The sequence below is a fragment of the Mitsuaria sp. PDC51 genome (genome assembly GCF_900113225.1).
Lineage (GTDB): Bacteria > Pseudomonadota > Gammaproteobacteria > Burkholderiales > Burkholderiaceae_C > Roseateles.
In genome coordinates, this window is record NZ_FOZE01000001.1 from 1,597,259 (window position 1) to 1,615,394 (window position 18,136).

The 18,136-nt window shown below is 70.3% G+C and carries 14 protein-coding genes; 7 read left to right on the forward strand and 7 right to left on the reverse strand.

The window, feature by feature from the left end:
• Window positions 1-80: 80 nt before the first annotated feature.
• The 3 genes from BM393_RS07010 to BM393_RS07020 form a co-directional block, all read right to left on the reverse strand.
• Window positions 81-1,805: a PhoH family protein gene (locus BM393_RS07010; protein WP_091723928.1), complete on the reverse strand. Its 1,725-nt coding sequence runs from the start codon at window positions 1,803-1,805 to the stop codon at window positions 81-83.
• A 372-nt stretch (window positions 1,806-2,177) separates the two neighbouring features.
• Entirely contained in the window at window positions 2,178-2,657 is a 480-nt protein-coding gene (locus tag BM393_RS07015; protein WP_091723931.1) for a peroxiredoxin, read from the reverse strand.
• A 156-nt stretch (window positions 2,658-2,813) separates the two neighbouring features.
• On the reverse strand, window positions 2,814-3,188 hold the full coding sequence (locus BM393_RS07020; RefSeq protein ID WP_091723934.1) for an Mth938-like domain-containing protein: 375 nt from the start codon (window positions 3,186-3,188) through the stop codon (window positions 2,814-2,816).
• Window positions 3,189-3,304: 116 nt separating this feature from the next.
• Between BM393_RS07020 and BM393_RS07025 the strand changes: the two genes are divergently transcribed.
• The 5 genes from BM393_RS07025 to moaD are packed head-to-tail and all read left to right on the forward strand — an operon-like array spanning window position 3,305 to window position 8,857.
• Window positions 3,305-4,531, forward strand: a complete 1,227-nt coding sequence (locus BM393_RS07025) for a pyridoxal phosphate-dependent aminotransferase (protein WP_091723937.1) — start codon at window positions 3,305-3,307, stop codon at window positions 4,529-4,531.
• Window positions 4,532-4,560: 29 nt separating this feature from the next.
• The gene (locus BM393_RS07030) at window positions 4,561-5,871 is read left to right on the forward strand and encodes a homoserine dehydrogenase (RefSeq protein ID WP_091725148.1); all 1,311 of its coding nucleotides are present in this window, start codon (window positions 4,561-4,563) and stop codon (window positions 5,869-5,871) included.
• A complete protein-coding gene (gene thrC / locus BM393_RS07035) occupies window positions 5,868-7,277 on the forward strand; it encodes a threonine synthase (RefSeq protein ID WP_091723940.1) in 1,410 nt (469 codons plus the stop codon). The genes BM393_RS07030 and thrC overlap by 4 nt, the downstream gene beginning before the upstream one ends.
• Entirely contained in the window at window positions 7,270-8,553 is a 1,284-nt protein-coding gene (gene glp / locus BM393_RS07040; RefSeq protein WP_254783245.1) for a gephyrin-like molybdotransferase Glp, read from the forward strand. Before thrC ends, glp begins: the two co-directional genes overlap by 8 nt.
• A 52-nt stretch (window positions 8,554-8,605) precedes the next feature.
• Window positions 8,606-8,857 carry a molybdopterin converting factor subunit 1 gene (gene moaD, locus BM393_RS07045; protein WP_091723943.1) on the forward strand — a complete coding sequence of 84 codons (252 nt, stop codon included), beginning with the start codon at window positions 8,606-8,608 and terminating at the stop codon, window positions 8,855-8,857.
• Between the two features lie 7 nt (window positions 8,858-8,864).
• Here moaD and BM393_RS07050 read toward each other — a convergent pair whose 3' ends face one another.
• The 3 genes from BM393_RS07050 to BM393_RS07060 form a co-directional block, all read right to left on the reverse strand.
• Window positions 8,865-10,511 carry an FAD-dependent oxidoreductase gene (locus tag BM393_RS07050; RefSeq protein WP_091723946.1) on the reverse strand — a complete coding sequence of 549 codons (1,647 nt, stop codon included), beginning with the start codon at window positions 10,509-10,511 and terminating at the stop codon, window positions 8,865-8,867.
• Entirely contained in the window at window positions 10,493-12,109 is a 1,617-nt protein-coding gene (locus tag BM393_RS07055; RefSeq protein ID WP_141225249.1) for a polyamine aminopropyltransferase, read from the reverse strand. The genes BM393_RS07050 and BM393_RS07055 overlap by 19 nt, the downstream gene beginning before the upstream one ends.
• 81 nt (window positions 12,110-12,190) lie before the next feature.
• Complete coding sequence (locus BM393_RS07060) at window positions 12,191-12,697, reverse strand: GNAT family N-acetyltransferase (RefSeq protein ID WP_091723949.1); 507 nt, start codon at window positions 12,695-12,697, stop codon at window positions 12,191-12,193.
• A gap of 243 nt (window positions 12,698-12,940) precedes the next feature.
• Here BM393_RS07060 and BM393_RS07065 point away from each other — a divergent pair, with 243 nt between their 5' ends.
• The gene (locus BM393_RS07065) at window positions 12,941-14,878 is read left to right on the forward strand and encodes a diguanylate cyclase domain-containing protein (protein WP_141225250.1); all 1,938 of its coding nucleotides are present in this window, start codon (window positions 12,941-12,943) and stop codon (window positions 14,876-14,878) included.
• 29 nt (window positions 14,879-14,907) lie between these two features.
• Here the strand turns inward: BM393_RS07065 and BM393_RS07070 are convergent, their stop codons facing one another.
• Window positions 14,908-15,768 (reverse strand): metallophosphoesterase, encoded by an 861-nt coding sequence (locus BM393_RS07070; protein WP_091723954.1) that lies wholly within the window; start codon window positions 15,766-15,768, stop codon window positions 14,908-14,910.
• Window positions 15,769-16,017: 249 nt separating this feature from the next.
• Between BM393_RS07070 and BM393_RS07075 the strand changes: the two genes are divergently transcribed.
• A complete protein-coding gene (locus BM393_RS07075; RefSeq protein ID WP_091723958.1) occupies window positions 16,018-18,126 on the forward strand; it encodes a type VI secretion system Vgr family protein in 2,109 nt (702 codons plus the stop codon).
• Window positions 18,127-18,136: the final 10 nt, after the last annotated feature.

Genomic DNA, 18,136 nt, shown 5'->3' on the forward strand with positions numbered 1-18,136 from the left:
GCGCGCCCTCCATCCCCGATTCGCGGGCAAGAAAAAGCCACCCTGGAGGGTGGCTTCGTCGTCATGGGGCGGGGAAGGGCTCAGAGCACCTCGGACGCGAAGTCCGCGAGTCTGGAGCGCTCGCCACGGGCCAGCGTCACATGGCCGCTGTGGGCCCAGCCCTTGAACTTGTCGACCGCGAAGGTCAGGCCGGAGCTGCCTTCGGTGAGGTAGGGCGTGTCGATCTGCGCCAGGTTGCCCAGGCAGACGATCTTGGTGCCCGGACCCGCGCGCGTGATCAGCGTCTTCATCTGCTTGGGCGTCAGGTTCTGGGCCTCGTCGATGATCACGTACTTGTTGAGGAAGGTACGCCCGCGCATGAAGTTCAGGCTCTTGATCTTGATCTTGCTGCGCACCAGGTCGTTGGTGGCCGCGCGACCCCACTCGCCGGCGGTGCTGTCGCCGCGCGCCAGCACTTCCAGGTTGTCGTCGAGCGCGCCCATCCACGGGCCCATCTTTTCCTCTTCCGTGCCCGGCAGGAAGCCGATGTCCTCACCGACCGGCACGGTCACGCGGGTGACGATGATCTCGCTGTAGCGGCGTTCGTCGAGCACCTGCGACAGGCCGGCGGCCAGCGTCATCAGCGTCTTGCCGGTGCCGGCCGAGCCGGTCAGCGTGACGAAGTCGCAGTCCGGATCCATCAGCAGGTTAAGCGCGAAGTTCTGCTCGCGATTGCGCGCGGTCACGCCCCACACCGAATGCTTCTGGTGGCCGTAGTCCTTCAGCGTGCGCAGCACCGCGGTCTTGCCGGTGATCTCCTGCACCTTGGCGTACAGCGGCGCGGCGCCGGGCGCCTCCAGGTAGATGAGCTGGTTCACGAGCAGCGTCGGCACCAGCGGGCCGCTGATCCGGTAGAAGGTGGTGCCGCCTTGCTGCCAGCTCTCCATCGTCTTGCCGTGGCGCTCCCAGAAGTCCGCCGGCAGCGCCTGCACGCCGGTGTAGAGGAGGTCGGAGTCCTCGAGCGTCTTGTCGTTGCGGTAGTCCTCCGCCGGCAGGCCCAGCGCGCGGGCCTTGATGCGCATGTTGATGTCCTTGGACACCAGCACCACCTCGCGGCCGGGTTGCTGCGCCTTGAGCGCCTGCACGACGCCCAGGATCTGGTTGTCCGCCTTGCCTTGCGGCAGGCCCTGGGGCAGCGGGGTGTCGAACAGCGTGGTCTGGAAGAAGAGCTTGCCGCCGGCCTCGCGGTGGCCGGTCTGGTCCAGCGGCAGGCCCTTGGACATCTCCTCGATCGAACTCGACTTCAGCGAGGCGGCCAGCGCGTCCAGGTCGCGGCTGACCTGGCGCACGTTGCGGGCGACCTCGGTCATGCCCTTCTTGTGGCCGTCCAGTTCCTCGAGCGTGATCATCGGCAGGTAGATGTCGTGCTCCTCGAAACGGAACAGCGACATCGGGTCGTGCATCAGCACGTTGGTGTCGAGCACGAACAGCTTGGCCTCACCCGCCGGCTTGCGCGCCTTGGCGCGGCCGGTGGCGGTCTTCCTGGTGGGGGCCTTGGCCGGCGCCGGCGGCACCAGCGCCAGCGACGGCGATCCGCCGCCGCGGGCCTCGACCGGCTCGGCGCGCGAGCGCGCGGCGGCGGGCGGCAGGGCCGGGGCGGTGGCCGGCAGGGCGGTCTCGGCGATGCTCGCCGCGCTGTGGGCGGTGATGGTGGCGGACGGTTTGGCCTCGAGCGCGGGAGGGCGTTTGCTGGGCGACAGGTCGGTCGCGTAGGCGTCGGAATCTAGGCGGCTGGCGCGCTTGGTCGGAGGCTTGGGCAGTGGCATGTGCGGGGGTGGCGGGCTTGCGTGATGAGCCTGGGTCCACGCGGACCAGGGGTCATGCCCCAGGCCTGACGGGCGGTGGCGATGCCGGAGGTATCGGCGGCATCGGGGGCCTCGAACTCGCCAGCGGACCCCAGAAGACAAAAAGCCGCACCGGGGGCGGTGCGGCTCGTCCTTGGGGATTCAATCGCTGCGATCAGGCACAGGGGCATGCGGCCGATTATGCACAACTCGCCGCGCGTGCCCATGACGGACAGATGGCGGCGTTGCTGTCAGACGGCGCCTCGCGCGAGTCAGCGCAAACCCGGGATGCGAGGCAGCGGAATCGGTGGTCCGATGCGAGATTCCGCGACCCTGGCCGGATCGCGGCGTCGATCAGGCGGCTTCCTTCTTCAGCGCCTTGACGGCCTTGAGCACTTCGTCGACGTGGCCGGCGACCTTGATGCCGCGCCATTCCTCGCGCAGGATGCCCTGGGCATCGATCAGGAAGGTCGAGCGCTCGATGCCCTTGACCTTCTTGCCGTACATGATCTTGTTCTTCACCACACCGAACATGTGGCAGAGCTTTTCCTCGGTGTCGGCGATCAGTTCGAAGGGCAGTTCCAGGTTCTGCTTGAACTTGTCATGCGAGGCCATGTTGTCGCGGGACACCCCCAGCACGACGGCGCCGGCCTTCACGAAGTCCTTGTGATGGTCGCGGAACTGCATCGCTTCGGTGGTGCAGCCCGGGGTGTTGTCCTTCGGGTAGAAGTACAGCACCACGACCTTGCCCAGAAAGGCTTGGGGTGTGAACTTCACGCCTCCCGTGGCAAGAGCTTCAATGTCCGGGAGGGGTTTGTTGAGCGCTGGCGTCATGTGGCGTTCTTCAGAGAGATGTGCCCGGGCGGGCATAGCCAGCGATTATACGTTGAATGGGTCGTCTCTCTCCCCGGCTGACCTGGACGAGCCAATGCGCTCCCAGAGAGAGGGAGGTCGGACGGGGAGCCGCGGGCGGTCGCGGCCGGCGGGCGCTCAGGGCTCGATGAGCAGCGCGGCCAACACGGCGCGGCCTTCGCTCGCCAGCACGTTGTAGGTGCGGCAGGCGGCGCCGATGTCCATGGTCTCCATGCCGATGCGGGCGTCGATCAGCGCACGATACAGCGCCGGCCGCGCGAAGCGGATCTTCGACCCGCTGCCGAAGATCACCAGCTCGGGCTTGCGTTTGAGGATGCGCTCGAAGTGCGCTTCGGTCAGGTCCTCGAAGCGGGTGACGTCCCAGTCCTCGGGCTGCCCTTGCCAAGGGACGAGCACGCTGTGCGCCTGCTCGACACCGTTGACCCACACGTGGTGCAGGTCGTGCTTGGAGATCATGTTGCCGCCCAGCGGCTGGTCGGGTTGAAATTTCATTGAGGCTGATTCTGGCAGCGACGGAGGGTGGCGCCGCGCGGCCGTGCGATTACCCGCGATAACCCTGTGTTTAAATCGACGGTCCCGATTTTCCCCTGTGTATTCCAGGAGCCATCTTGAGAACCGTCACCAAGTCCAGCAAATTGGCCAATGTCTGTTATGACATCCGCGGACCCGTGCTGGACAAGGCCCGGCAGATGGAGGAAGAGGGCCAGAAGATCATCAAGCTGAACATCGGCAATATCGCCGCCTTCGGCCTGATGCCGCCGGACGAAATTGTCCAGGACATGATCCGCAACCTGCCCGACGCGGCCGGCTACACGGATTCCAAGGGCCTGTTCGCGCCGCGCAAGGCGGTGGTCCATTACTGCCAGGAAAAGGGGATTCGCGGCGTCGCGGTCGACGACGTGTACCTGGGCAACGGCGCGTCCGAGCTGATCGTGATGGCGCTCAACGCGATGCTGGACAACGGCGACGAGGTGCTGCTGCCGGCGCCCGACTACCCGCTGTACACCGCCGCGGTCGCGCTCTCGGGCGGCAATCCGGTGCATTACGTCTGCGACGAATCCAGCGACTGGTTTCCCGACATCGCCGACATCAAGTCCAAGATCACGCCGCGCACGAAGGCGATCGTCGTGATCAACCCGAACAACCCGACCGGCGCGCTCTATCCGGAGCCGCTGCTGCGCGAGATCGTCGAGATCGCGCGCCAGCACCAACTGATCATCCTGGCCGACGAGATCTACGACAAGACGCTGTACGACGGCAACCTGCACACCAGCATCGCGGCGCTGTCCGACGACGTGCTGACGCTGACCTTCAACGGCTTGTCCAAGAACTACCGCAGCTGCGGCTACCGCGCCGGGTGGATGGTGGTCTCCGGCGACAAGCGCCATGCGCTGGACTACATCACCGGCCTGAACATGCTGGCCTCGATGCGGCTGTGCGCCAACACGCCGGGCCAGCTCGCGATCCAGACCGCGCTGGGCGGCTACCAGTCGATCAAGGACCTGGTGGCGCCGGGCGGCCGCCTGGCGCGCCAGCGCGACCTCGCCTACGAGCTGCTGACGCAGATCCCGGGCGTGAGCGTCGTCAAGCCCAAGGCCGCGCTCTACATGTTCCCCCGCCTCGACCCCAAGATCTATCCGATCGAGGACGACCAGCAGTTCGCCTACGAGCTGCTGGCCGAGGAGAAGGTGCTGATCGTCCAGGGGACGGGCTTCAACTGGAAGTCTCCCGATCATTTCCGGCTCGTGTTCCTGCCCAACACCGACGACCTGCGTGAAGCCGTCGGCCGCATCGAGCGCTTCCTGGGCACCTATCGCAAACGCCACGGCCGCTGACCCCTCGACCTCCTGAAAGACACATGACGATGAACCCGATCAAAGTTGGCCTGCTGGGCATTGGTACCGTCGGCGGCGGCACGTTCCAGGTGCTGCGCCGCAACCAGGAAGAGATCCGCGGCCGCGCGGGTCGCGGCATCGAGATCGCGATGGTGGCCGACCTGGACGTCGAGCGCGCCAGGAGCATCGTCGGCGACGCCTGCACTGTGGTGGCGGACGCGCGCGAGGTGATCGCGAATCCGGAGATCGACATCGTCGTCGAGCTGATCGGCGGCTACGGCATCGCGCGCACGCTGGTGCTGGACGCGATCAAGGCCGGCAAGCACGTGGTGACGGCCAACAAGGCGTTGCTGGCGGTGCATGGCAGCGAGATCTTCGCCGCCGCGCGGGAGCAGGGCGTGATGGTCGCCTTCGAGGCGGCGGTGGCCGGCGGCATCCCCATCATCAAGGCGCTGCGCGAGGGCCTGACCGCCAACCGCATCGAGTGGATCGCCGGGATCATCAACGGCACGACCAACTTCATCCTGTCGGAGATGCGCTCCAAGGGCCTGGACTTCGCGACGGTGCTGAAGGAGGCGCAGCGGCTGGGTTATGCCGAGGCCGATCCGACCTTCGACATCGAGGGCGTGGATGCCGCGCACAAGGCCACGATCATGAGCGCGATCGCGTTCGGCATTCCGGTGCAGTTCGAGCAGGCCCATGTCGAAGGCATCACCGCGCTACAGGCCACCGACATCAAGTACGCCGAGCAGCTGGGCTACCGCATCAAGCTGCTGGGCATCGCGCGCCGCCGCGACCGTGGCATCGAGCTGCGCGTGCATCCGACGCTGATCCCGGCGAACCGCCTGATCGCCAACGTCGAGGGCGCGATGAACGCGGTGCTGGTGCAGGCCGACGCGGTCGGCACGACGCTGTACTACGGCAAGGGCGCGGGCGCGGAGCCGACGGCTTCGGCCGTGATCGCCGACCTGGTCGACATCACGCGCCTGGCGACGGCCGATCCGGACCACCGCGTGCCCCACCTGGCCTTCCAGCCGGACGCGATGAACGACACGCCGATCCTGCCGATGGAGCAGGTGCAGACCGCGTTCTACCTGCGCCTGCGCGTGGCGGACCAGGCGGGCGTGCTGTCGCGCATCACCACCATCCTGGCCGAGCACGAGATCAGCATTGACGCGGTGCTGCAGCGCGAGTCGGCCGAAGGCGAGAGCCAGACCGACCTGATCATCCTGACGCACGACACGCAGGAAGGCCGCATGAGCGAGGCGCTGGCGAAGATGCAGGCGCTGGAGACGGTGCTCGCGCCGATCGTGAAGCTGCGCAAGGAAGAGCTGGCGTGAAGTACCTGAGCACCCGCGGCGACAAGACCGAGCGCCACTTCTGCGACATCCTGCTGGAGGGCCTGGCGCCCGACGGCGGGCTGTACCTGCCGACCGCCTATCCGCGGATCGACGCCGCGACGCTCGCGCGCTGGCGCGGGCTGTCGTACGCCGACCTGGCCTTCGAGATCCTGTCGCTCTACATCGACGACATCCCGGCCGCGGACCTGAAGGCGATCGTGCATCGCACCTACACCGAGGCCGTCTTCGGCACGCCGCAGATCACGCCGCTGAAGCCGCTGGCGCCAGGGCTGGCGCTGGTCGCGCTGTCCAACGGGCCGACGCTGGCCTTCAAGGACATGGCGATGCAGCTGCTGGGCCAGCTGTTCGAGTACGAACTGGGCCGCCGCGGCGAGACGCTGAACATCCTGGGCGCGACCTCGGGCGACACCGGCAGCGCGGCCGAGTACGCGATGCGCGGCAAGGCCGGCATCCAGGTCTTCATGCTCAGCCCGCACGGTCGCATGAGCCCGTTCCAGCAGGCGCAGATGTTCAGCCTGCAGGAAGCCAACATCCACAACATCGCCGTGCAGGGCGTGTTCGACGACTGCCAGGACATCGTCAAGGCGGTCTCGAACGACCTCGCGTTCAAGCGCGGCCACCGCATCGGCACGGTCAACTCGATCAACTGGGCGCGGCTGCTGGCGCAGGTCGTCTACTACTTCGCGGCCTACTTCCAGGCGACGAAGACCGACGCGGAGCGGGTCAGCTTCACCGTGCCCTCGGGCAACTTCGGCAATGTCTGCGCGGGCCACGTGGCGCGCATGATGGGCCTGCCGATCGAGCAACTGGTCGTCGCGACCAACGAGAACGACGTGCTCGACGAGTTCTTCCGCACCGGCGTCTATCGCCCGCGCGGCGCCGAGCACACGCTGGAGACCTCCAGCCCGTCGATGGACATCTCCAAGGCCAGCAACTTCGAGCGCTTCGTGTTCGACCTGCTGGACCGCGACGCGGCGCGCGTGAACCGCCTGTTCGGCGAGGAGCTGGCGGCCAAGGGCTGCTTCGAGATCACCGCCGAGGAGCGCGCGCGCATCGGCGAGCGCTACGGCTTCGTCTCGGGCCGCAGCACCCATGAAGACCGGGTCGCGACGATCCGCCAATGCCATGCGCAGTACGGCGTGATCATCGACACGCACACCGCCGACGGCCTGAAGGTGGCGCTCGACAAGCGTCAGCCCGGCGTGCCGATGCTGGTGCTGGAGACGGCGCTGCCGGCCAAGTTCGCCGCGACCATCGAGGAAGCGCTGGGCCTGGTCCCGCCGCGGCCCGCCGCGCTGGACGACCTCGAGTCGCGCCCCAAGCGCGTGACCGTGCTGCCGGTCTCCGTCGACCAGGTCAAGCAGTTCATCGTCGACCATGTCTGACGCCAAGCCCGCTCCGACCGCTGGCGCCGCGGCGCAGCGCGCGCCGATGCTGCCGATGGAGGACGCGCTGCAGCGTCTGCTGTCGCAGGTGACGCCGTTGGGGCGGACCGAATCCGTGTCGACGCCGCTGGCGCGCGGGCGCGTGCTGGCGCAGGCCCTGGTGTCGCCGCTGGACGTGCCGCCTTACGACAACAGCGCGATGGACGGCTACGCGATGCACGCGGCCGACGTGGCCGCGCTGGGCGGCGAAGGCGCGGTGCTGCCGGTGTCGCAGCGCGTGGCGGCGGGCTCGGTGCCGTCACCGCTGCAGCCCGGCACGGCGGCGCGGATCTTCACCGGCGCGACAGTGCCGGAAGGCGCCGACGCGGTGCTGATGCAGGAGATGTGCGAGGCCTTGCCCGAGAGCGGCGCCGGCCTCGGCCGGGTGCGTATCAACGCGCCACTCGTCGCGGGCCTGCACATCCGCCGCCGTGGCGAGGACCTGCGCGTCGGCCAGCCGGTGCTGGGCGCCGGCATGCGGCTCAATGCCGCCTCGCTGGGCCTGGCCGCGACCGCCGGCGCGGCGGCGCTGACGGTGGCGTCCCGGCCGCGCGTCGCGCTGTTCTCCACCGGCGACGAGCTGGTGCTGCCCGGCGAGCCGCTCGGCCCCGGCCAGATCTACAACTCCAACCGCACGACGCTGCATGCGCTGCTGCTGGCGATGGGCTGCGAGGTGCGCGACCTGGGCATCGTGCCCGATTCGCTCGAGGCGACCTGCGCGGCGCTGCGCGACGCGGCCCGGGACGCCGACCTCATCCTCAGCTCGGGCGGCGTCTCCGTCGGCGAGGAGGACCACCTCAAGCCCGCGCTGGAGCGCGAAGGCCGGCTGGACCTGTGGCAGATCGCGATCAAGCCGGGCAAGCCGCTGGCCTTCGGCGAGGTGACCAGCCAGGGCGGCCGTACCTGGTTCATGGGCCTGCCCGGCAATCCGGTGTCGAGCTTCGTGACCTTCCTGCTGTTCGTGCGGCCGGTGCTCCTGCGCCTGCAGGGAGCGACGCAGCTGACGCCGCGCGGTTTCCTGCTGCCGGCCGAGTTCACCTGGACCAAGGCCGACAAGCGCCGCGAGTTCCTGCGCGCGAAGCTCAGCGACGCGGGCGGGTTGCAGTTGTTCGGCAACCAGAGCTCCGGCGTGATGAGTTCGGCCGCCTGGGCCGACGGTCTGATCGACCTGCCGCCGGGCAGCACCGTCGAGCCCGGACAGCTGCTGCGCTTCCTGCCGTTCAACGAGCTGTTCTGACCAACCGCGCTGCTGCGGCCGGACCGCGATTTCCTTCGACAAGCTGACCGAAATGACGATCACCGTGCGCTACTTCGCTTCGCTGCGCGAGGCCCTGGGGACCGACGAGCGCATCGCGCATCACGCCGGCGCGACGCTGGGCTCGATCCGCGACGCGCTGATCGCGAGCGACGCGGCGCATGCCGAGGCGCTGGCGCGCGGGCGGGCGATCCGCTGCGCGCTGAACCAGCAGATCCTGCCGGAGGACACGCCGGTGAAGGACGGGTCGGAGGTCGCGTTCTTCCCGCCGGTGACGGGCGGGTGATCCGCGCTCAGCGCGACGCCCCGGCCTGGATCCGCGCCGCCACCGCCTCGCCCTGCGTGAACGCCTCCTCGAAGACGGAATAGCCGGCGAGGTCCGCATGCGCGAACTGCAGCCGGCCCTGCGCCCGCTCGCGCAGCGCGGCCAGCGCGGGTGAGCCGCGCAGGCCCGGATGCGGGATGCTCATCGCGTGGCCATAACGCATCAGCTCGATGCGCTGCAGCCGTTCCGGCAGATCGGGGTGCAGCGGCGCGAGATCCGCCAGCACGCGACCGGCCCAGGCGCGCCAGTCGCCCTGCAGCAGGTCGCGGCGCTGCGACTCGCGCAGTGCGCGGTAGGCGGTCAGCACCAGCGGTCCGCGGCTGGGATCCAGGTCCTGCTGGCCGGCATTGACGTAGCCCAGCGCCTCGCCGCCATAAGCGACGTTGTCCCAGGACAGGGGCGCGCCCAGCCGCTCCAGCGGCGGCGCGTCGAGCAGCAGGTTGGCGACCAGCCACGGCGCGTAGCGCATGCCGCGCGCGGCCTCGGTCAGCGCGGCCGGCGGCTGCTCCACCAGCCGCGCGGCGATGAACAGCGGCATCGCCATCACGACCTGGTCGGCCTCCCACCGCTCCGCGCGTCGCGCCGCCTCGTTCCAGGCCAGCACCTGCACGCCGTGCCGTTCCTCGCGCACGCGCAGCGCCGTCCGGCCGCCGTGGAAGGCCTCGGCCAGCGGCGCGGCCAGGCGCTCCGACAACCAGCCGTTGCCTTGCGGCCAGGTCAGCACGGCCTCGCGCTCCTCGCCGCTCATGAAGCCATGGCGGCTGCCGAAGTAATGCAGGCCGGCCCAGGCCGACACCTGCGTGGCGTCCGCGCCGTAGTCGTCGCGGCAACAGTAGTCGAGGTACCAGCGCAGCGGCGCCGCGGTCAGCTGGTGTTCGTCGAGCCACGTGGCGAAGGTCCTGGCATCCAGAGACCGGTGCGCCGCGGTCCAGGCGTGATGGGTGCTGGGCATCGCGAAGCCGACCTCGCGTCGCGCCTGCTCGACCAGCTCGCCGAAGCGGCGGTACTGCGCCTGGACCTCGGGCGACTCCGCGGGCGGCAGCAGGCCGTCGACCCATTGGTCCCGCCACCACAGCCGCTCCTGCGGGCTGTGGCACAGCCAGCGCTCCTCATAAACCCAGCGGCCGTGTTCCTCGCGGGCGAGGCCCAGGTCCTCCAGCAGCGCCCGCACCTCGACGGCCTCGGGCCCGGGCGTGGGCAGGTAGTGCGCGCCGAGCGGGCAACGCAGGCCCTCGCCGAGCGCCGCTCCGGCGCCGATGCGGTGGCCGCGGCTGTTGCCGCCGGGGACGTCCTCCACGTCCAGCAGCGCGACGTCAACGCCGCGCAGTCGCAGCCGCCGCGCGCAGGCCAGGCCGGCGATGCCGGCGCCCAGCACCAGCACCTGCGCGCGCCGGGGCGGTGCGGTGGCGGTCGACCAGTCGGGCAGGGCGCCGCGCAGCCGATGGCCGCGTTCCCAGTTCGCGCCGGTCCAGCCGCCGGGCAGCCCGGCCAGCCGCTCGGCCAGGCGATCGGCGACGGGGCGCGCATCGCGCCCGCAGGCGGACAGCATCGGGAGCAGCGCGGCCGCCGTCGCGCGCACGAGCAGGTCGCGCCGCTTCAATGCAGCTTGCCCCATTCGCGTTCGAACTCGTGGACCAGCACCTGGTTGGACAGCCGGTTCACCTCCAGGCCCGAGGGGCGCGCCATGTCCGGCGGGAAGCTCATCAGCGCGGGCAGGCTCTCCAGGCTCAGGAAGCGCAGGCCCGGCGGCAGTTGCCGGGGCATGGACCAGGGCCGGCGGCTCGCCAGCACATAGCCCCATTCGCCGAAGCTCGGCACATGCGCGTGGTACGGCGTCGCCGTCAGGCCCACCGACTCCACCGTGGTCACCACGGTCCAGTAGGCGCGCGGCGCCACCAGCGGCGAGGTCGCCTGGATCACCGCATAGCCGGAGGCCGCCAGGTGCTGGTCCACCAGCCGGTAGAAGCTGGCCGTGTACAGCTTGCCCAGCGCGAAGTTGCTGGGGTCGGGGAAGTCGATGACGATGACGTCGAAGCTCGCCTGCGAGGCCTCGAGCCAGCCGAAGGCGTCGGCGTTGACGATCTCCAGCTTGGGGCTGCGCAGCGCGTCCTGGTTGAGCTGGCGCAGCAGCGGCATTGTCGAGAACAGCGTGGTCATGTGCGGGTCCAGTTCGACCAGCGTGACGTGCTCGACGCTCGGGTAGCGCAGGATCTCGCGCACCGCCATGCCGTCGCCGCCACCCAGCACCAGCACGCGGCGGGGCGCGCCCTGCGCGGCCATCGCGGGATGGACCAGGGCCTCGTGATAGCGGTACTCGTCGCGCGAGTGGAACTGCAGGTTGCCGTTGAGGAACAGCCGCGTGCCGCCGGCCCCCTGCGTGACGACGATGCGCTGGTAGCTGCTGCTTTCCTTGAACACGATCTGCTCGCCGTAGAAGCGGTCCTCGGCCCAGGTGCTGAGGCGGTCGGCGCCGGCCATCGCGGCGGCCAGCAGCGCGATGGCCACGGCGCAGGTCAGCGCATGGGAGCGCCAGGCTCGCAGCTCGGCGCGGAACAGCCACAGCGCCCACACCGCCACGGCGACGTTGAGCAGCCCGAAGAACAGGCCGGTGCGCACCAGGCCCAGCTGCGGCACCAGCAGCAGCGGGAAGGCGACGGCCACCAGCAGCGCGCCGAGGTAGTCGAAGGTCAGCACCTGCGAGACCAGTTCCTTGAGCGCGTAGCGCTGGCGGAAGTGGCGCTTGAGGATGCGCATGACCAGCGGGATCTCCAGCCCGACCAGCGTGCCCACCAGCAGCACCAGGCCGTAGAGCAGCACGCGGAAGGCCAGCGCCTGCGAGGGCGGCAGCAGGCTGTGCACGGTGAACAGCGCCGCCGGCATCAGGCCGCCGATGACGCCCACCAGCAGCTCCAGGCGCAGGAAGTGCGCGACCAGCTGGCGGTCGATGTAGCGCGACAGCCAGGAGCCCAGGCCCATCGCGAAGAGGTAGGCGCCGATGATGGTCGAGAACTGCAGCACCGAATCGCCGAGCAGGTAGCTGGCGAGCGCGCCGGCGGCGAGCTCGTAGACCAGCCCGCAGGCCGCGATGACGAAGACGCTGGCCAGCAGCAGGACCTCGGCCATCGAGGCGCGGGCGCGCGTGCTGCCGGAGAGCTCGGTGTCGCCGGCGGCGTCCGACGGGGACGCCGCGTCGGCGGTGGGGTCTTGGGACATGGGGCGCGAGGCTATCACGCGCCCGAGGCTCGCCCGGCCTCGGCGTGCGGTGCCGGCCGGCGGGTTCCGCAGGGCCCGGGCTCAGGCGGCGGGAGGGATCTCGAAGAGATCGCGCCTCTCGCCATCGGGGAAGGCGCGTCGCTCGACCAGGCGTCCGCCCAGACGGGCCACCAGGGCGCGGGCGGCGTGGTTGTCGTCGCGCATGTAGGTCTGCACCGAAGGCCACTGCCAGACGCGATGGGCGTGGGCGACGACCAGCCGGGAAGCTTCCAGCGCGAGCCCTTGTCCACGCGCCTCGGGCAGCAGCCACCAGGTGAGTTCGACCGGCCATCCCGGCCCCTGCCAGAAACCGCACATGCCGAGCACCGCGTCCTCGTCGCGGCGGCGGATCGCCCACACGCCGAAGCCTTGCAGCGTCCAGACGCCGATGTCGAAGGCCAGCCGCGACCAGATGGCCGCCGGCGCCAGCGGGCCGCCGTAGGCGCCCGACGCGTCGGCATCGGCATAGAAGCGCCGGTAGGCGTCCTCGCAGCGGCGGTCCGGGGGCGACAGGACCAGTCGTTCCGATTCGAGGGTGGGAATGTGCATCGTGAGTTTTCTCCTGGTGCTCCGTGGCCGCCGGCGCTCGGGACGGGACAGGGGCGGAAGCGGGGGAGGGAGCGGGCGGAAATGGACGGCGAACGGAGGCGAAAGGGTACCGCCCGTCGTGGATCGACCTACACGAGGTTCATCCGGTGCTGGATGGCGCACCGATCGAGACGCCCGTACAACGGCGATACGGACCCGCCGGCCTGGATCGCCATGCCCGGGGCTCCGCCCCAAAGGACCCTCATGCTCAAGCGACGCACGATTGGAACGACTTCCCCGGCCCGGCTGCGCCGCTGGCTGGTGGCGGGCAACCTGGCGTTGGCGCTGACCCTGAGCGCGGCCGCCTGGCTGAGCCTGCGCAATGCCCGGGAAGGCGATGAAAGCGCGGCGCAGCTGACCGCGGAGAACCTGGCCGCGAGCATGAGCGGCGAGGTCGCCGCCGAGCTGCGCCTGATCGACAACGCGCTGGCCACGGTGGCCGAGCGCTATGCGAAGACGGCGCACGCCGCCGACCGGACCCGCGTCCTGGCGCAGATGCTCGACGAGCAGCGCGAGCTCCTCAGGCACGTCAGCGCCCTGCGGGTGGCGGATGCGACGGGCGAGGTGCTGGTCCACGGCGAGGCGCCGCCCACGACGCCGATCCGCCTGGGCGACCGCAGCTACTTCGACCGGGCGCGCGCCCGCGACGCCACCGTGGTGTCGGAGCCGCTGCGCTGCCGCGTCACCGGCGAGTGGTGCATCGTGGCCGCCCGTCGCCTGATCAACGCGGACGGCCAGTTCGACGGCATCGTGCTGACCGAGCTGACCTCGGCCCACTTCGTCCAGCTTTTCTCCGGCATGGAACTCGGCCGCTCGGGCGCGATGGCGATGCGCACGAACGACAGCTTCCTGCTGGTCGCGCGCCACTCCGTGTCGGAGCCCGGCTCAGTCAAGGGCCTGGGGGAGGCCATCGTCTCCGACGCCCTGCGCGCCAACCTCAAGCGCAGTCCCGACCGCGGCTGGTACGTGACGCCCACCGCGCTGGACCGCGTCGAGCGCATCACCGCCTACCGCCGCGTGCCGGGCTACGCGTTCACGATGTACGCCGGCCTGAGCACCGGGGAGTACCTCGGCGCCTGGTACCGGCAGTGCGCGGAACTCGCCGGGCTGGTCGCGCTGATGGTGGGTCTGATCGGCGGCATCTCGGTGCTGCTCTACCGCGGCCAGAAGCGCGAGCATGACGGCCGGCTGGCCGCCGACCGCACCGCCCGCGAGCAGGCGCTGATGCTGGAGAACGACCTGATCGGCATGGCGCGGCTGAAGGACCGCGTGGTGCTCTGGGACAACCGGGCGCTGGGCCGGATCTTGGGCTATGCGCCGGGCGAGCTGCGCGGCCAGTCGATGCGCGAGCTCTACCTGGACGAGGCCACTTTCGACCACATCGGCCGGGTCGGCTACGCGGCGCTGCGGGCCGGCGGCCGCTTCCGCACGCAGGTGCAGATGCGCCGCAAGGACGGCACGCCGCTGTGGATCGACCTGAGCGGCAGCCTGGTCTCCGAGGACGAGAGCCTGTGGATGCTGGTCGACATCGACGCGCTCAAGCAGAGCGAGGAGAAGGCCTACGGCATGGCCTTCCGCGATGCGCTGACCGGGCTGCCGAACCGGCGGCTCTTCGAGGAGAAGCTCGTGGACGCCCAGGCCGCCGCGCTGCGGGCGGACCGGGGACTGGCGGTCTGCTACCTCGACCTGGACGGCTTCAAGCCGGTCAACGACCGCCATGGGCACGAGGCCGGCGACGAGGTGCTCCGGCAGGTGGCCGAGCGGCTGCAGCAGACGCTGCGCGCCAACGACATCGTGGCCCGCCTGGGCGGCGACGAGTTCGCGATCGTGCTGCCCGCCAGCGGCGACACGGCCGGCGCGCGCGCGGTGCTGCAGCGCTGCCTGGCGGAGATCGAGCGGCCGATCGCGATCGGCGGCGGACACCGGGTGACCATCAGCGCCAGTATCGGCATCGTGCTGGCCCTCGGCACCTGCGACACGGCGGCGGTGATGCGCGGCGCGGACGAGGCGATGTATGCGGCCAAGCGGGCCGGCAAGGGCCGTCTCCATTTCGGCGTGGCCGCAGGGCCGGCGGGCGGTCCGCGGCGCGTCGCGTCGGCATCAGCGCCGGCGCCGGCCGCCCGCGCGCTGTGGGTGGCATAGCGGCTCGTCGACGCGTGACGCGTGACGAGTCAATGCGCCTTCGCACTGGTCGAGCCCATCGTGAACATCACCCACTCCGGCCGCACGTTGATCCGGATCGGGTAGATGCTCACGCCCAGGCCGCTGGTGATGTAGACCGGCTGCCGGCCGACGTCGACCCATCCCCGCGTCTTGTCCTTCGGCCACCCGTGGGGCGCGACGACGGAGCCGTAGAACGGCACGCGCACCTGACCCCCATGGGTGTGGGCCGCGACCGTGAGGCCGGGGAGTGCCGGCAGGTCGAGCGCGCTGGCCGGGTCGTGCATCAGGACGAGGGCCTGCGCGCCGCGCGGCAGGCCGCGCACGGCGCGACGCGGGTCGCTGTGCCCGGACATGCGGTCGCCGACGCCCACCACCCACACCGCCGTGCCCGGCAGCGGCACGGCCTCGTTGAGCAGCACCCGGATGCCGACGGCGCGCAGCGCACGCGTGAAGCGCGGGCCGTCGGTCCACCAGTCGTGGTTGCCGAGCACCGCGTACACGCCATGCCGGGCGCGTAGCCGTCCAAGGATCGCGGCGATCTGCTCCGGCGTGGTGCCGTCCTCGCCGCGGCCGTGGATGAAGTCGCCGGGCAGCAGCACGACGTCCGGCGCCGCGGCATTGATCGCGTCGACCACCGCCTGGGCGCGCGCCATCGTCATGACGTGGCGGAACTCGTGAGCGATGTGCCAGTCCGAGGCGACGGCGACTTTCAGCCCCGGAGGGCCTTGCCAATCGGGCACCGCAACCTGGACTTCCCGGGCGGCCACCCAGCGGGGTTCGATCAACAGGCCCCAGGCGGCCAGCAGCGCGGCGGCGAGAAGCAGGGACAGCAGCAAGGTCAGGAACTGGCGCAGCGCGGACAACAGCATCGAGGGGCTTGGAAGCGGCGGACGGTGGCGAGTATGCGGTGCAAACGACGGAAAGAATCGCAACGCGTCGCAACGCGTGGACGGTCCGCGGGCGCCGCGGCGGACGCCGGCGCGCCCGGGCGTGCCCATGCGGAAGGTCACCCCTTGGCGGCGCCGTCGCGCTGGCGTGCCGGCCGCTGGTGACTTTCGTCGCTTTACCCCCTCGGGGGGCGCTGCCTCTAATGCAGGCCCCACCGAGCACCGCGCGACATGACCGCTTCCCTCCGGCTTGAATCCCCCTTGCCCGACGGCACCTTCCGCGTGCACGAGTGCCACGCCACCGAGGCCTTGAGCGAGCTCGGCGAGATCCAGCTCCGCCTGCTCAGCGAGCGGCTGGACATCGCCGCCGGCGACCTGCTCGGCAAGCCGGTGGCCGTCGTCATCGCGCTGCGCGATGCGGCGCCACGCCGGCTGAGCGGGCATGTCGCGCGCTTCGCGCAGGGCGGCTTCGAGGGCCGCCACGCCGTCTACGAAATGACGCTCAGGCCCTGGCCGTGGCTGCTCACGCGCACCGCGGACTGCCGCATCTTCCAGGACATGAGCGTGCCCGACATCGTGGCCGCGGTGTTCCAGGACCATGCGGCGGCGCGCTTCGAGTTCAAGCTGATGCGGCCGTACCGGCCCTGGACCTATTGCGTGCAGTACCGCGAGACGGACTTCAACTTCGTCGCGCGGCTGCTGGAGCACGAAGGCATCTACTGGCACGTCGAGCATGACGAGCGCGGCCACAAGCTGGTGCTCTGCGACGCGGCCAGCGCGCACGACAGCGCGCCGGGGTGCGAGTCGCTGCCGTTCTACGGCAACGTGGAGCAGGCGCCGCCGCTGCTGGAGCACATCGGCCGCTGGACCAGCGAGCAGCGCATGCCGCCCGGCAAGGTCGTCCTCACCGACTACGACTTCGAGCGGCCCTCGACCTCGCTGCTGACCGAGCAGTCGCGGGCCCATGCGCACGACCTGGCCGACGGCGAGATCTTCGACTTCCCGGGCGGCTACCTGCAGTCCGCCGACGGCGCGCAGTACGCGGAAGACCGCCTGGACGAACTGCACAGCGCCTTCAGCCTGCTCGCGGGCAGCACCAATGCGCAGGGCGTGTGCGTCGGCCGGCTGCTGGCGATGACGCGGCATCCGCGCGATGACCAGAACGGCCAGTACCTGATCACGTCGACCCGCCTGATCGTCCGGCAGGCAGCGAGCGAATCGGGCAGTGGCGAAACCGACCTGCGCTGCGAGTTCGCCGCGATCCCGGCGGCGCAGCAGTTCCGGCCGGCGCGCCGCACGCCCAAGCCGATCGTGCCGGGGCCGCAGACCGCCACCGTGACCGGGCCGGGCGGCGAGGAGATCCACACCGATGCCTATGGCCGGGTGAAGGTGCAGTTCCACTGGGACCGGCGCGGCCGCCGCGACGAGCGCAGCTCGTGCTGGATCCGCGTGTCGCAGCCCTGGGCCGGCAAGGGCTGGGGCGGCGTCTCCATCCCGCGCATCGGGCAGGAGGTCGTCGTCGACTTCCTCGAGGGCGACCCGGACCAGCCGCTCATCGTCGGCCGCCTCTACAACGCCGAGCAGATGCCGCCCTACAGCCTGCCCGAGGGCGCGGTGGTCAGCGGCATCAAGTCCAGGACGCACAAGGGCGCCGGCTACAACGAGCTGTCGATGAACGACACCGCCGGGCAGGAGCAGATGACCCTGCATGCGCAGTACGACATGTCCACGACGGTGCTGCACGACCAGACCAACACGGTCAAGAACAACCGCACGACGACCGTGTCGGTCAACGACACCCTGACCGTCAATGCCGACCGCACGATGAGCGTGGTGGGCAAGCTGGCCGAGACGGTGAACGCCGGGCATGAGATGACGGTCACCGCGGGCGGCTACACCCAGACGATCACCGGCGTGACCGCGCGCACCGTGCATGGCGATGTCACCAACACCGTCAACGGCAAGCGCGAGAACACCGTCAACGGCCAGTTCGTCGAGACGGTCACCGCGGGCGAGGAAAAGACGGTGAGCGCGGGCAAGCGCCTGACCGTGACCGGCGGCTACACGCAGTCCGTCACCGGCGGCTACAGCCAGGCCGTCACCGGCCCGCTCGCGGTCCAGGCGAGCGGCCCGCTGACGCAGGGCGCCACCGAGACCATGGCCCTGCATGCGACCGGCGCGGGCAGCTACACCTCGGCCAGCGCGCTGACCCTGGGCGTGGGCTCGTCGACCGTCGTCATCGACGGCGGCAGCATCACGATCAGCGCCGGCGGCTCCGTCATCAAGGTCGATGCCAGTGGCGTGTCGGTCAACGGGACGGAAATCTCCCTGAACTGCTGAAGAAAGGATG

Excerpts from the sequence above, each read along its gene's own strand:
- BM393_RS07010 (WP_091723928.1), bottom strand. The coding sequence starts at position 1,805 with ATGCCACTGCCCAAGCCTCCGACCAAGCGCGCCAGCCGCCTAGATTCC.
- BM393_RS07015 (WP_091723931.1), bottom strand. The coding sequence starts at position 2,657 with ATGACGCCAGCGCTCAACAAACCCCTCCCGGACATTGAAGCTCTTGCC.
- BM393_RS07020 (WP_091723934.1), bottom strand. The coding sequence starts at position 3,188 with ATGAAATTTCAACCCGACCAGCCGCTGGGCGGCAACATGATCTCCAAG.
- BM393_RS07030 (WP_091725148.1), top strand. The coding sequence starts at position 4,561 with ATGAACCCGATCAAAGTTGGCCTGCTGGGCATTGGTACCGTCGGCGGC.
- glp (WP_254783245.1), top strand. The coding sequence starts at position 7,270 with ATGTCTGACGCCAAGCCCGCTCCGACCGCTGGCGCCGCGGCGCAGCGC.
- moaD (WP_091723943.1), top strand. The coding sequence starts at position 8,606 with ATGACGATCACCGTGCGCTACTTCGCTTCGCTGCGCGAGGCCCTGGGG.
- BM393_RS07050 (WP_091723946.1), bottom strand. The coding sequence starts at position 10,511 with ATGGGGCAAGCTGCATTGAAGCGGCGCGACCTGCTCGTGCGCGCGACG.
- BM393_RS07055 (WP_141225249.1), bottom strand. The coding sequence starts at position 12,109 with ATGTCCCAAGACCCCACCGCCGACGCGGCGTCCCCGTCGGACGCCGCC.
- BM393_RS07060 (WP_091723949.1), bottom strand. The coding sequence starts at position 12,697 with ATGCACATTCCCACCCTCGAATCGGAACGACTGGTCCTGTCGCCCCCG.
- BM393_RS07065 (WP_141225250.1), top strand. The coding sequence starts at position 12,941 with ATGCTCAAGCGACGCACGATTGGAACGACTTCCCCGGCCCGGCTGCGC.
- BM393_RS07070 (WP_091723954.1), bottom strand. The coding sequence starts at position 15,768 with ATGCTGTTGTCCGCGCTGCGCCAGTTCCTGACCTTGCTGCTGTCCCTG.
- BM393_RS07075 (WP_091723958.1), top strand. The coding sequence starts at position 16,018 with ATGACCGCTTCCCTCCGGCTTGAATCCCCCTTGCCCGACGGCACCTTC.